The 12,437-nt window shown below is 32.4% G+C and carries 18 protein-coding genes; 3 read left to right on the top strand and 15 right to left on the bottom strand.

Annotated features, from left to right (window positions below):
- Positions 1-13: 13 nt before the first annotated feature.
- Both QHG34_RS14875 and QHG34_RS14880 read left to right on the top strand, forming a co-directional pair.
- On the top strand, positions 14-613 hold the full coding sequence (locus tag QHG34_RS14875; protein WP_282631020.1) for an NAD(P)H-dependent oxidoreductase: 600 nt from the start codon (positions 14-16) through the stop codon (positions 611-613).
- Positions 614-626: 13 nt separating this feature from the next.
- Complete coding sequence (locus QHG34_RS14880) at positions 627-1,139, top strand: dihydrofolate reductase family protein (protein WP_282631021.1); 513 nt, start codon at positions 627-629, stop codon at positions 1,137-1,139.
- A 78-nt stretch (positions 1,140-1,217) separates the two neighbouring features.
- Here QHG34_RS14880 and QHG34_RS14885 read toward each other — a convergent pair whose 3' ends face one another.
- The 3 genes from QHG34_RS14885 to QHG34_RS14895 are packed head-to-tail and all read right to left on the bottom strand — an operon-like array spanning position 1,218 to position 3,409.
- The gene (locus QHG34_RS14885) at positions 1,218-1,700 is read right to left on the bottom strand and encodes a GNAT family N-acetyltransferase (RefSeq protein WP_282631022.1); all 483 of its coding nucleotides are present in this window, start codon (positions 1,698-1,700) and stop codon (positions 1,218-1,220) included.
- A 29-nt stretch (positions 1,701-1,729) separates the two neighbouring features.
- A complete protein-coding gene (locus QHG34_RS14890) occupies positions 1,730-2,566 on the bottom strand; it encodes a GNAT family N-acetyltransferase (protein ID WP_282631023.1) in 837 nt (278 codons plus the stop codon).
- A gap of 15 nt (positions 2,567-2,581) precedes the next feature.
- On the bottom strand, positions 2,582-3,409 hold the full coding sequence (locus QHG34_RS14895; protein ID WP_282631024.1) for a helix-turn-helix domain-containing protein: 828 nt from the start codon (positions 3,407-3,409) through the stop codon (positions 2,582-2,584).
- Positions 3,410-3,558: 149 nt separating this feature from the next.
- Here QHG34_RS14895 and QHG34_RS14900 point away from each other — a divergent pair, with 149 nt between their 5' ends.
- The gene (locus QHG34_RS14900; protein WP_282631025.1) at positions 3,559-4,119 is read left to right on the top strand and encodes a GNAT family N-acetyltransferase; all 561 of its coding nucleotides are present in this window, start codon (positions 3,559-3,561) and stop codon (positions 4,117-4,119) included.
- 89 nt (positions 4,120-4,208) lie between these two features.
- Here QHG34_RS14900 and QHG34_RS14905 read toward each other — a convergent pair whose 3' ends face one another.
- From QHG34_RS14905 to QHG34_RS14955, 12 genes are all read right to left on the bottom strand, one after another.
- Positions 4,209-5,600: an FAD-dependent monooxygenase gene (locus tag QHG34_RS14905; protein WP_407080920.1), complete on the bottom strand. Its 1,392-nt coding sequence runs from the start codon at positions 5,598-5,600 to the stop codon at positions 4,209-4,211.
- Positions 5,601-6,028: 428 nt separating this feature from the next.
- The gene (locus QHG34_RS14910; RefSeq protein ID WP_282631027.1) at positions 6,029-6,634 is read right to left on the bottom strand and encodes a GAD-like domain-containing protein; all 606 of its coding nucleotides are present in this window, start codon (positions 6,632-6,634) and stop codon (positions 6,029-6,031) included.
- A gap of 2 nt (positions 6,635-6,636) precedes the next feature.
- Positions 6,637-6,732 (bottom strand): hypothetical protein, encoded by a 96-nt coding sequence (locus tag QHG34_RS15890; protein WP_455424189.1) that lies wholly within the window; start codon positions 6,730-6,732, stop codon positions 6,637-6,639.
- A gap of 44 nt (positions 6,733-6,776) precedes the next feature.
- Complete coding sequence (locus QHG34_RS14915; RefSeq protein ID WP_282631028.1) at positions 6,777-6,950, bottom strand: DUF6630 family protein; 174 nt, start codon at positions 6,948-6,950, stop codon at positions 6,777-6,779.
- Entirely contained in the window at positions 6,926-7,099 is a 174-nt protein-coding gene (locus QHG34_RS14920) for a hypothetical protein (RefSeq protein WP_282631029.1), read from the bottom strand. Before QHG34_RS14920 ends, QHG34_RS14915 begins: the two co-directional genes overlap by 25 nt.
- Positions 7,100-7,104: 5 nt before the next feature.
- Positions 7,105-7,641, bottom strand: a complete 537-nt coding sequence (locus tag QHG34_RS14925) for a PoNe immunity protein domain-containing protein (protein ID WP_282631030.1) — start codon at positions 7,639-7,641, stop codon at positions 7,105-7,107.
- Entirely contained in the window at positions 7,620-7,808 is a 189-nt protein-coding gene (locus QHG34_RS14930) for a hypothetical protein (protein ID WP_282631031.1), read from the bottom strand. The genes QHG34_RS14925 and QHG34_RS14930 overlap by 22 nt, the downstream gene beginning before the upstream one ends.
- 137 nt (positions 7,809-7,945) lie before the next feature.
- A complete protein-coding gene (locus QHG34_RS14935; RefSeq protein WP_135835374.1) occupies positions 7,946-8,554 on the bottom strand; it encodes a GAD-like domain-containing protein in 609 nt (202 codons plus the stop codon).
- A 19-nt stretch (positions 8,555-8,573) separates the two neighbouring features.
- The gene (locus QHG34_RS14940; RefSeq protein WP_282631032.1) at positions 8,574-10,178 is read right to left on the bottom strand and encodes a polymorphic toxin type 15 domain-containing protein; all 1,605 of its coding nucleotides are present in this window, start codon (positions 10,176-10,178) and stop codon (positions 8,574-8,576) included.
- 18 nt (positions 10,179-10,196) lie between these two features.
- Positions 10,197-10,463: a hypothetical protein gene (locus QHG34_RS14945; RefSeq protein WP_282631034.1), complete on the bottom strand. Its 267-nt coding sequence runs from the start codon at positions 10,461-10,463 to the stop codon at positions 10,197-10,199.
- The gene (locus tag QHG34_RS14950) at positions 10,444-11,283 is read right to left on the bottom strand and encodes a hypothetical protein (protein WP_282631035.1); all 840 of its coding nucleotides are present in this window, start codon (positions 11,281-11,283) and stop codon (positions 10,444-10,446) included. Before QHG34_RS14950 ends, QHG34_RS14945 begins: the two co-directional genes overlap by 20 nt.
- A 2-nt stretch (positions 11,284-11,285) precedes the next feature.
- A partial coding sequence (locus QHG34_RS14955; RefSeq protein ID WP_282631036.1) for a phage baseplate assembly protein V occupies positions 11,286-12,437 on the bottom strand: 1,152 nt, incomplete at its 5' end.

Here is a 12,437-nt window from a genome sequence, read left to right on the forward strand (position 1 = left end):
AATTCTAAATAAAATGGACAAGAAAACGGTTTTACTCATCAACACGCATTTAACCTATCCCAACAGATCGGAAGGTCGATTGAATGCTTCCGTTCAGGATGTAGCAAAGGATTTTTTCACGGCGAAAGGATTTCAAGTTTTGGAAACCAAAGTTGAGGACGGTTACGATGTAGAGGAAGAAGTAGCCAAACATTTGCAAGCCGACCTTATCATTCTGCAAACGCCGATTAATTGGTTTGGAGCGCCTTGGATTTATAAAAAATATACCGACGAACTTTTCGAGGCGGGTTACGTCAATAGAGAATTTCTCGATGGCGACGGACGTACACGAGAAGACAAAAGCAAACAATACGGATCGGGCGGAAAATTGTCCAACAAAAAATTTATGGTTTCCGCAACGTGGAATGCACCAGCAGAAGCGTTTGGTGATGCTAAACAAAACTTGATGAAAGGCAAAACCACAGACGATCTTTTACTAAACATCACAAGCAATTACGCATTTTGCGGTGCAGAAATCCTGCAAGGATTCAACAGTTTTGATGTGGTGAAAAATCCAACTCCTGATACTTATTTTGATGATTATAAGAAATATTTGGAGAGGATTTTAGATTAAAAATAATTAAAAAATGAAAGTAACATTATTAGCCAATGTTTCGGCAAATGGCAAAGTATTAGTAACGGAAAACCCGCATTACCACGAACCAATGGAGGCTTTACGCTTTATTATCACCTACGCAAACAACAGCAAAAACATCATTCTTGGTAGAAAAACTTATGAAGTTTTGGAACGCGTTCCAGGGAGTACAAAAAGAGTGTTTCCACAAGCAGATGTCGTGGTGATTTCTCAATCAAAATTGGAAAGCAACGACGTGAAATTCGTGACGACAGCAAACGAAGCGATGGACTATTTAAAATCAAAAGGTCATCAAGAAATCATTGTCGGTGGCGGCGCTGGGATTTATAATTTATTCTTAGAACAAGAATTGGTTACGGATATGTATTTCAATTACATTCCTATTGTAGTGGGCGATGGAGGAATTTTAGGACATTCTGAAACATTAAGCACTCAATTTGAAATTAAGCAACATCATATTTTGGCTCCAAATATCTTGCAGGTTCATTATTCGAGAAAAGGATAAAATGAACTTGTTAGAAATGTAAAATTACAAGCAAAAAGTCAGCTATTTGGTAGCTGACTTTTTGTTTTTTATTTTAGCCTAAATCGAATATTGATTTAGACTTTTTTTCATCTTAAAATTGATAATCTCAACATTTTGTCTGATTTGAATTTGTTCTGCAACAACCGTAAAGCCATTACGCTCAAAAAAAGACTTTGCTGTTTTACTAACATCGGCAGTTAAAGTATTAGATTGTAGCCGAATTGCTTCAGTTTCTAATTCGGAATAAAGATTTTGAGCAATTCCTTGTTTCTGAAAATCTCGATGAACATACAATACATCAACATAGTTCCCATGATCCAATGAAGCAAAACCCACGATTTCATCATTCATTTCTCCAACAAGAAAGTATTGTTGAAGAATGAGATTTTGCCAATGTTCAACATTATTGGCAGAAGATTTCCAAACTTCCAATTCACGTTGATTGTAATCATCCTTGCAAACCGAAGAAATCGTATCCGAAAAAAGTTTTAAAATCACATCCAAATCAGATACTTGTGCGATTCGTATAGTTAAATTCATTGATTAATTTTTTGATGCAGGAATAATTTTCATAAATTTTTGATCATTTCAAATTGATTGATGTCGTTTTTCAAACCTTGATTTTCAAAAAATAGTTTTAAACTTTCACCAGCTTCATCAACATTATTGATTTGTATTTTTTCACCAGCAATTTGATTTTGAACTTCTGCCAAAAGCTGTTTTCCGATACCTTTTCGACGGAAATCTTTCGCAACAGCAATTTGATAAATACGCTTATTTGTGGAATTAAATAAAGCATAGCCCACCAATTTATTCTTAACAAAAGCACCCAATTCGGTTGTTTTTGCATTATTCATGCTCTCATTAGCGCTTTGCCAACTTGGTGAAATGTCCCAAAACTCTTGCAACTCATTCCAATTTACATCATTTAGAACTTTGATTTCTGCGAAATTAGAATGTATTTTTACATCCAAAATCCCACTAAAACATTGTAGCTTTCGATTTATTTTAAAGCCATTTTTCTCGTAAGCTCTGATAGCTGAATCATTTCCTTCAATTACTTCTAAAACAAGTAGATTGGAGTTATTTTCAATTAAAAAATCTTGAATAAAATCATACATTTTGCCAACCAAAGCATTTCCGCGATGATCGGGAAGGACTCCCGTTCCGGCGTTGTATACTTTGGTTTGGCCATTTTCATTTCGAACACCGTGCATGATAAACGCGATCATTTTATCGTCCTCGAAAATGCCAATTGACCAGTCTAAGTGAATATTTTCGGAAGCAATTTTAGCTTGCAATTGCTCTTCACTAAGCTGAAATGGCACGATATAATCGGAAAATGCAGTATTGATAGTTTTTAGTAAAATGGAAGTGTCGTCGTTATTTAATCTACGGATAATCATTTTTTGATGCATAACTTATTTTTTATAGGCTGTTAATGTGATTCCTGTTTGACGTTTAAAATAGCGAGCTAAATAAGAGGTATCTTTAAAATTAAGAATCTCTGCTATTTCTTTGATCGATTTTTCAGTGGTACGCAGTAAGGTTTTAATCTCTAGAACAACTTGTCTGTCAATTAAACCTTTGGGGGAATCATTCAGAAAATCTTTCGTTATTTGAGACAGATAGTAAGGAGTAATATGTAGTTTGTCTGCATAAAATGCAACATTTCTTTCTTTGTTACTGTACTTACCAATTAATTCCCAAAAATTCCAGGACAACATTTCTTTTCTACTGTATTGTTTTTCTAGATTTAGATTTTCAAAGGAAACGGTTGCGGCTATTTTTAGGAAAAAATTCTGTATATGATTTCTATACATGATATTTTGATGTGGAGTACCACTATTTTTTATATTCTTTAACGTATCTATCCATCCATAAAGTAAAGAAATTTCTAAATCTCTAGGTCTAGCAAATGGATATTTATTAAGATACAAAAAAAGTTGATTGGGTAAATCGTAAGCAATTTCGGCAGCTAAAGTTTTATCTACAAGGCAATAAAATGCATTAAAGTCATTAGATACACGCTGTATTATGGTTAGGTAATCTTCTGCTAAAACTAATACATCATTAGCTTTAAGTAAATAGTTTTTAAAGTTAACACTAACCACAGCGTTTCCTTTTGTACAAATGATAAGCGATGTATAGGCAAGTTGTAAAGGATGTCCAATGCTACTATGAAAGGAACTTTCTCCAATAGTTAGGAGTTCTTTTTCTTTTGTAAAATTAGGTACACCTTTTTTCATTTACTTTCTGTTTTTGTAGTAAAATTAATCAATTTATGTGTTATTAACTCTCTTTGTTGTTAAAAGTACCCAAAGTACTTAAAAAATGACAATAAGTTGTTTTTAAGAAGAAGGTAGTTTTGCAATATAATTTAATACAAAATAACGTTATGATTTTAGAAACTGAAAGATTGATTTTGCGTCCATTTAAAGAAACAGATGCAGCAGCAGTATACGAATATGCTAAAGACGATAGAGTAGGACCAGCAGCAGGTTGGCCGCCTCATATAAGTGTTGAACAAAGCAAAGAAATCATCCAAACGATTTTTAACCAGAAGGGTGTTTTTGCCGTTACATTAAAAAATACTGACAAAGTTATAGGAATGATTAGTTTGATTGTTGGGGCAAAAAGTAATTTTCCTATTACAGAGGCAGAAGCCGAAATATCGTATTGGCTGGGAGTTCCATTTTGGGGTAAAGGCATCATGCCAGAAGCTATTAAAGAAATAGTACGTTATGGATTTGAAAACCTAAGACTGGTAAATATATGGAGCGGTTATTATGATGGAAATGCTAATTCTAAAATAGCACAAGAGAAATGTGGTTTTCGCCACCATCATATTGAAGAAGCAAGTGAGAGTGTATATGTAGTGGGGACTCAAGTAGAGCATATTAGTCGTATGACACGTGATGAATGGACCATGGCTACTTATGGAAAGGTATCGTTTTAAAAATGAGAAATCTAGAGTTACAAGCAAAAAGTCAGCTATTTGGTAGCTGACTTTTTGTGTTGATGGGTATGTTTTGAGAATATTTCAAATTAGATTTTAGAAGACCATTTAGAACCAAATGTTACATTTCCTTCTTGAAGTACAATATCAGAATGAAGAAACTTAGCAGCATCTGCAGATTGTTTTACTTTAATACTACTGCGATTAATCATTTCTTTCTCAAAAGGTTGTAAAATATCTTCTCGTAAATTAGGATTAACGTTAGGTTGATTATAAGCTGATGTGATTTTTTGAGCCAGTAACAAGGCATCTAATAATGCTTGATTTGCTCCTTGACCTTTAAAAGGACTCATAGGATGAGCAGCATCCCCAATTAGAGTTATTGGTCCGACATTTTTAAATAAATCTTGTGTTAACAAATCTCTGTCGTAAACAGGATATCCAGTAATTTTTTCAATTTCAGTAGCGGTTATTATTTGTGGAATAGGAGAGTGCCATTCTGTTCTTTTGAGCACTTCTTTCTTTAAAGTTTCTGCACCATTTTTACTCAGAGTTATTGCTTCATCTTCAGAAATAGGAAAACTAAATTGCCACATGATTGAATCTTTATCGTAAGGCATCATGTACATACGTTCTGTTCCATTTGCGGTTTGAAAAACGGTGGCTCCGTCTAGTAAAGGACTTTCTAGATCGTTTAAAAGTTTCATTTTACAGATTCCTAGAATTACGATACAACCTAAGTAGCGTAATGGACTTACTTTTTCATCGATTAATAATCGACGAACTGAACTGCGAATTCCATCTGCGCCAATAAGTAAATCTGCTTTGAATTGTTTCTGAATACCATTCACATCAAAAGTTAATTCTATTTTATGATTAGCTTTATAATCGATTAATTGATGATTCCAACTAATTTGATCATCACCTCCTAACTGATTTAACAAAGCCAAACGTAGAGATTGTCTAGCAATATGAATATTGGTATGTTTATTTTTGTTTTTAGTTTGAATGGTTTCTTTATTGATTAATTTTCTTAAACCCCATTCTCCAATTACATTCCCATCTGTTGTATGAGCTAAATGTAGAGTAGAAATAATGCCTTCGCTTAGGGTAAGAATTCCAAACTTTTTCATTTCCTTACTTGCTTGCTGTAGAGTTAATCCGTATCCTTGGGAGCGGTCGTTAAATGTTTTATCTCTTTCGAAAAGAGTAAATGGAATTTGGCGTTGCAAACAAGCGATTGCTAGTGCAATACCTCCAATTCCAGCTCCGATAATTGCAACATGAGGATATTTATTATTTGCTGAAGGTTGTTCATTTGTCTCAATTAAACCTGTTCCTGAACAAGATTTACAAATTTGCATTGAGTTTTTTGGCTTGATAGGAGGATGGCCAATACTTTCGTTTTTTAGAAATTGAGCAAGCGCAGATTCATAGCGAAAGAGTTTTTTTTTAGAAACTCCTTGGCTTTTTTGCCCCATTCCATTACAATCTTTACAGCTTATCCAATTTATGTGATTACTCAATTCAAAAATGTTTTTGCAAAAATAGGGTTAAAGTGAGGATTTAGAAAAATATGAATAAAAAAGTTAAAAGAGATTTATACTTATTTTTCGTTATTAATCATAAAATGTTTCTTTGTTGTAAGAATTTGTCTTTTAACTGCCCAAATTCTATCTTTTGGAGTAGTTCCATCTTCTAAATTTTCTCATATAATTTAATGTCATCTTTGTTTAATTCAATGTAGTTTTTGAAATATTCAATATCTCTAATATTTGTTCTCATCTTTATATTATTTATTAAGACCAATTTCCTTTTTTATCTCTAATTACATATCCATATTTTTCAGTTTTTTTGCAGTTAACCTTTAAATTTTAAATAAAAAAACCGCCAATTGGCGGTTGAATATCTATTCTAAGTCAATAATCTTTCCTACCGATTGTCCAATTATTTCTATATACGCTTTTGTATCTACTATTTGTAGATTTTTATTTGATGCTTTACCACCTAAAGATAATGCGGGTACATAACCATAACATTGACCATATTGTAATTTTGGTAAAATATCTTTTATTTCTAAGTAAGGTTTTGAGTCAAAATAATCTTTATGAGTTTTGAAATAATCATCAAAAAAAACATTAAGTGTTCCAATTAATGAATTTAAAGCACGACTATAACATTTTCTTATATTTATTATTTTTACCCTATTTCCTTCATCTGGTGAGATTGTCCAATTTTCATTACCTTCCCATAGTAATATATCTCCAAATGCTGTCACTCCAAATACAATAGAAGGTTCTAAAAGTTTATCAATATAGTCAAACACAAACTCATATTCTTCTGGGTTTACTAACTGTAGAAATCCTTCTTCATAGATTCCAAACCCAATTGTTTCCCATATTTTTATTAAGTATTCTGGTAAAACATTTTTATACTTATTTATTATTTCTAATGAAACATCGCTATATTTTGTATAACTATTTAAGTTTCTTTCTTCAAAGGTTTTATTAGACATGTTTAATATTTAGAAATTCGATTATCTAAATCTAATAGTTTTTTTTCATTAGCAATATTTACCATTATAGTAACATAACTGTCGCTGTCAATATCCATATTAAATAACTGATAATTGGTATCACTAAGCAAAGAATTTACGATTAAAAAAAATCTTGTGCATCTTCATCATATAAATCATCATCATTCATTTCATCTTTTAATTGCCAGTTTGATAATAATTTATTTATTCCATCTTTTGCTGTACTATAATCATCTTTCCAATCAATTTCAAATGCATAACCATAAGAAATTAATAAATCTCTAATCCTAGCCACATATAATCATCTGACAAATCTAATAGTCTATCACTATTTTCTGTATACTTTAGTGGATTTTCTCTCACTTCTTCTAACTGTTTAATTAATAAAGGTCTGTCTCCATTTTTATTCACAGCTAAATTGATAATTTCAATATATTTTTCCATATAGTTTAACCTTTCCAATGTACTAAATCGTAAGGATAGTATTGTTGGGCTTTTAATATTGTATCTTCCAAACCAAGTATTTTTACAAATGCTCCGCTTTCAAAACTCCAGTAACCAAAAAAGATTTCATTTTTGTTTTTATCATTATCATACCAATATGTAGAAGTGAATTTTTTGTACCAACTTTTATCCAAATATTCTTTTAAACTTTGAATGTCTTTAGTTGCAAATAATTCCTTTAAAAACTCAAAAGCTTTCGGGTAGAGTTCATTTTGATTAATTTTTCTACTTTTAAATTTATGTGCTATCAAGATATCAAAAATATAATCTTCCTGCTTATTAGTGTCCAAGACTTTCACTATTTTTTCGAAATTTTCGTCATCAATATCTAGTAATATTGCTAAAGATAGCATCCAAAGCATTAGTATGTAGTCATCAAAAGAAATGTTTGAATTTGAATTTTCCCAGCCACCTGCCAGATATTTAATAGTATTGTTAAATTCATTTTGTATTTCATCTATCAAACATCCACTAGAATACATTGCAATACAGTATGTAAACTTGTTGTAAAAATTTGTCTTTTAACTGCCCAAATTCTATCTTTTGGAGTAGTTCCATCTTCTAAACCTTCTACATAGAATTTAATGTCATCTTTGTTTAATTCAATGTAGTTTTTGAAATATTCAATATCTTTAATATTTGTTCTCATTATTATATTTTTATATTATTTATTAAGGCCAATTTCCTTTTTTACCTCTAATTACATATCCATATTTTTCAGTTTTTTTGTAGTTTAACTTTTAAATCTTTTAAATAAAAAAAAACCGCCAATTGGCGGTTGAATATCTATTCTAAGTCAATAATCTTTCCTACCGATTGTCCAATTATTTCTATATACGCTTTTGTATCTACTATTTGTAGATTTTTATTTGATGCTTTACCACCTAAAGATAATGCGGGTACATAACCATAACATTGACCATATTCTAGTTGAGGTAATTTATTTTGAATATCTATAAAAGGTTTAGAATCAAAAAAATCTTTGTCAACAATACCATACTCATCTCCTAAAAGTCTATTTAAAACAAAATCTATTTCACCTATTACACGACTTTTACATTTTCTTACATCAATTTGTTTTACTCTATCGCCTTCATCTGGCGAAATTGTCCAATTTTCATTACCTTCCCATAGTAATATATCTCCAAGTGCTGTCACTCCAAATACAATAGAAGGTTCTAAAAGTTTATCAATATAGTCAAATACAAACTCATATTCTTCTGGATTTACTAACTGAAGAAATCCATCTTCATAGATTCCAAACCCCATTGTTTCCCATATTTTTATTAAGTATTCTGGTAAAACATTTTTATACTTATTTATTATTTCTAATGAAACATCGCTATATTTTGTATAACTATTTAAGTTTCTTTCTTCAAAGGTTTTATTAGACATTTTATATAAATTTTAATTTTTAAAATAAATCAACGTTCATCATTTCATCATCAGGAATATCACTAATCTTTTTAGGAGGAATCCCATATTCTTTTTTTAATTGATCCTCAATTGATTTTGCTCTTCCTTTATCCCATTGACTTCCAATTGATGAATTCACTCTACCATCTCCCATTCCTGTTATCTGATCAACCTTACCTCCAGCTACACCATCTGGATTATGTAATGCTGCTTGACCGTCCATAGATTTTTTAGCAGCTTCTTTTGCTTCTGAAAGAGATTTATTATGAGGAGGATTCATAAATTCATTTGTTCTTTTAGCTAATTCTTGTTGTCTGTAATTATCCCTTGCCTCTTTAGCTTTTTTAGAATAATCTTTTTTATTTCTATTAGCAAAATCATCTCTATTTTGGAGCCAATCTTTAGCTTTCATATTATTTATTGCGTCTTGTTGATCTTTCAATTGTCGCTTAAATTCCGCTTCTAAGTTTACATCGCCCGCATGTTTACTACTAATTTTAAAAGGAGGATTCGGTTTACTAGTATTCCTTGTTACCACCCTCGCAATATCAGCTGCGTCATCAGCCAAAGATTCTATTAACTCTTTACCTGCTTTTTTTACACCAGCTTCCAAGGCTTCTTTACCTGCTTTTTCAACTCCTTCTTCTATCGTTTCTTTTACAGCTTTTTCTACAGCAACTTCGGCAACCTCTTTTACAGCAACTTTTCCTGCTGATAGAGCAGTAGAAGCACCTCCAGAATAAACTGCTGCAACAGCATCAGGAATAAATTCACCAACTGTATTTCCTATTTTTCGTGGATTTTTGGTTACCCAATCTGCCGCATCTTTGGTTCCTTTCACAGCAGTTTCACCTGCTTTTTTCCAGTTTTCACCATCACTTGCCCAATCCCAAGCACCATTAGCGGCATTTTCCCAATTTTCACCTTTACTTGCCCAAATAATAGCTTCAGCTTCTTTTTGCTTTACCCATTTATCTGCTTTAACCGCCATACCTACCAAAGCTTCAGTAGTTCCTACGGGATCTTGAGCAACTTGATAGATGGTTTCGCCTAATCCCACAACACCATTTACAGCACCTTCAACAAGGCCAGTTCCCATATCAACATACCAATCTGCAAGCCCTGTCACAGGTTTCATCCAATCTGGTAAAAACTCGTCTCTTACTTTTCTACCATCATTTACTTTTTCCTCTAGCCAATCAAAACCTTCTTTTATATATTCAGTAGGCATTTTTCCTTCACCAACTCCAAAAGCAACAGCAGATGGTCGATCAAAGAAAATTTTAATCTCTCCACCAAATATACAATTGTTGTGTGAATCTTCTAAGATTAAACGACTTCCATTAATTTTTATTCCATCTTTTGGGTTTTGCCATGGAGTAACAACGCCTGGTATACATGATACTCCAGATGCTGCAATTTTAGCTAGACAAGTACAAAAACCCATTGGTTTGATATTAAAGAATGGGATAAAATCTAACTCAGAAGCCATTGGGACATTATAAATCGTAGTCCGTTGGTTATTACTTACTCTTAATGTACAAGGACTTGTACCTTTGTTACAGGCGAGATAAGCGCCTTCTGGTACATATTTTTTAGGCATAGTAGTAGTTTTTGGTGGTTAAGATTGATCAGTTAAAACAACTTTTCTTTTTTTTCTGAAATGATTTTCGAGTTGACTTAAATTAGCTTTTGATTCCAAAATAATTTTGTCCGTCACTTTTATGATTTCAGTCTGTTTACAATCATTAATTTCTTGTACTAAAATATCATCCGCTATTATTTGCCAAGTTTGATTAGATTCAGCAATTTGAATCGCATCCAACTCATTAAAAAGTAAATAATAACGATCATTTTGAAAAACTAAATCAATTAACTGAAAGGTCATGCGGAATAGTTTTTAAAATATTTTTTTCTTCTCGATACAATGTTCCAGGTATTTGGACTAAACTCATACACATACTTTGTTCAGACCAAGGCCATTCTTCTAAAAGATAACGCTCGATATAATTCAATTCCACAAGTGTTGGTACACGTGGTCTGTTTTTCAGTAGACGAATCATATTGGTTACTTTATCTTGTTCAAACTTGTCTTCATCAATTGTTCCTTTTACATCAATTTGATAGCGTCCATTTTCTAAATCTATAATCGATTCATTTGTAATGACAGGAATGTTTTTAGTTGCTATAAAGTTGGGTATTTCTCTGTAACCTTTTACAGCTTCATTTTTTTTAAAATCTTTGGTATGTATTCCTGGAAATAGTAATTGATACGGCATGGCGTAACGTAAAGCATGTGCTAGTTGTTCTCCGTTTTGTAATAATTCATCTATACCTTTTATAAAGATAGCTTTGTATTTTTCGTCTTTATGTACTTTAATAACATTGGGTTTTATTTCTGTCCATTTTTCTTGAATTTCATCTAAATTTAAAATTTCACCCAATTGCCCATTTTCATTAAGTGTACAAATAATGCGTTCTCTCAACTCGTGTAGATCTCCTACCCATTGATAAGCACCTTCTGAATTAGATTGCTTGTATAAAGGCATTTCTACTCTGAAAATTGATTGATCTTCCTTCACTTTTAAAAGTGTTACTTTTAATTCAGCTTCAATATAATTTTCATTTCTTAATCCTTGAAACTGATAACGTTCTTCTCTTAAAAAAGTATAATGACGATATTCCCCTTCGTTTTCTAATAAATTCATACTTAACCTTTATTTATTTCTACATCAGCACCTTTTATATTTGTAGGGCCAGAAGAAGAAGAATTGATTTTTGCAGCCTTTATATTGATATCAGCATCTATTTTAATACCAGGATTAGCATTAGCTTTTCCAACTTCTGTAGTGGTTTTACCTATAACTTTTACATTTAATCCTTCAATAGTAATATCACCTCCTGTAGTTAATGTTATACAACTACTTCCTGTTTTAATTGTAATATTAGTATCACATTCAAGAGTAATATTTCCACCAGCATCCATAGAAAGCATAGAGTTTGCACCACCACCTTCTTTTCCTCCAACATTAATCACATTTGTACTTCCTGCATTGATTGTATTATTAGACCCTGCATTCACCGTATGATTTGCATTTGCGTTGGTTGTAGCGTTTCCACCACCATCAAATTTCATGTTCGCACCTCCTTTATCGGTAAGGTAAACAGAACCAGCTCCGTCGTTTAATTCAAGTTTATTACCACTTCGGCTACTCAAACTTTTTACATTATTTCCTTGACCGCCACCGCCGCCGACTTTTCCATGGAACATACCACCCATTACAAATGGACGATCAGGATGATGATGTTGAAAAGCTACCATTACCTGATCCCCAACTTCTGGTATTGCCATAAAGCCACGGTTTGTTTTCACTTTATCACTTCCTCCAGCATCAGGTGTCATCACACGAATAAACTCTGTTTTGTCCGCTCCATTTTGCCAATCAAATTGCACTTGAACACGTCCTTGGTTTTGTTTATCTGTGTTTGAAGTCACTTTTGCGACTTGAATTTCTGCTCGTGGCATCTCAAATTCTGGACGTGGTAAAAAGCCTGTATCTGCTGCAATAGCTTCAAAATATCCCGTATAATAACCTCTTGCATCCACTTCGTGGGTAACTTCGGTCATCATTAATTTGGTAAAATAGGATGTTTTATTGGTATCTGTTTGACGCATTTCAATATCCGCCACACAGCCTGGATAAAGGAATGGAATAGTGGTAGAGCCCGATGTTACAAAAACATCAACAGCTTTACTACCAGCCGTTCCTTTTTGCGAAGCATCCACATCCATCGATGTACTCGATTTGATTGGTGCTACACGCAAAGAGGGTGTTGTAAATGTTTTTTCTGAGATTGAATA

This window comes from Empedobacter sedimenti (assembly GCF_030005555.1).
GTDB classification, from domain to species: domain Bacteria; phylum Bacteroidota; class Bacteroidia; order Flavobacteriales; family Weeksellaceae; genus Empedobacter; species Empedobacter sedimenti.

Excerpts from the sequence above, each read along its gene's own strand:
- QHG34_RS14880 (WP_282631021.1), top strand. The coding sequence starts at position 627 with ATGAAAGTAACATTATTAGCCAATGTTTCGGCAAATGGCAAAGTATTA.
- QHG34_RS14895 (WP_282631024.1), bottom strand. The coding sequence starts at position 3,409 with ATGAAAAAAGGTGTACCTAATTTTACAAAAGAAAAAGAACTCCTAACT.
- QHG34_RS14925 (WP_282631030.1), bottom strand. The coding sequence starts at position 7,641 with ATGTATTCTAGTGGATGTTTGATAGATGAAATACAAAATGAATTTAAC.
- QHG34_RS14910 (WP_282631027.1), bottom strand. The coding sequence starts at position 6,634 with ATGTCTAATAAAACCTTTGAAGAAAGAAACTTAAATAGTTATACAAAA.
- QHG34_RS14900 (WP_282631025.1), top strand. The coding sequence starts at position 3,559 with ATGATTTTAGAAACTGAAAGATTGATTTTGCGTCCATTTAAAGAAACA.
- QHG34_RS14945 (WP_282631034.1), bottom strand. The coding sequence starts at position 10,463 with ATGACCTTTCAGTTAATTGATTTAGTTTTTCAAAATGATCGTTATTAT.
- QHG34_RS14905 (WP_407080920.1), bottom strand. The coding sequence starts at position 5,600 with ATGGGGCAAAAAAGCCAAGGAGTTTCTAAAAAAAAACTCTTTCGCTAT.
- QHG34_RS14950 (WP_282631035.1), bottom strand. The coding sequence starts at position 11,283 with ATGAATTTATTAGAAAACGAAGGGGAATATCGTCATTATACTTTTTTA.
- QHG34_RS14940 (WP_282631032.1), bottom strand. The coding sequence starts at position 10,178 with ATGCCTAAAAAATATGTACCAGAAGGCGCTTATCTCGCCTGTAACAAA.
- QHG34_RS14930 (WP_282631031.1), bottom strand. The coding sequence starts at position 7,808 with ATGAGAACAAATATTAAAGATATTGAATATTTCAAAAACTACATTGAA.
- QHG34_RS14875 (WP_282631020.1), top strand. The coding sequence starts at position 14 with ATGGACAAGAAAACGGTTTTACTCATCAACACGCATTTAACCTATCCC.
- QHG34_RS14920 (WP_282631029.1), bottom strand. The coding sequence starts at position 7,099 with ATGGAAAAATATATTGAAATTATCAATTTAGCTGTGAATAAAAATGGA.
- QHG34_RS14935 (WP_135835374.1), bottom strand. The coding sequence starts at position 8,554 with ATGTCTAATAAAACCTTTGAAGAAAGAAACTTAAATAGTTATACAAAA.
- QHG34_RS15890 (WP_455424189.1), bottom strand. The coding sequence starts at position 6,732 with ATGGATATTGACAGCGACAGTTATGTTACTATAATGGTAAATATTGCT.
- QHG34_RS14885 (WP_282631022.1), bottom strand. The coding sequence starts at position 1,700 with ATGAATTTAACTATACGAATCGCACAAGTATCTGATTTGGATGTGATT.
- QHG34_RS14890 (WP_282631023.1), bottom strand. The coding sequence starts at position 2,566 with ATGATTATCCGTAGATTAAATAACGACGACACTTCCATTTTACTAAAA.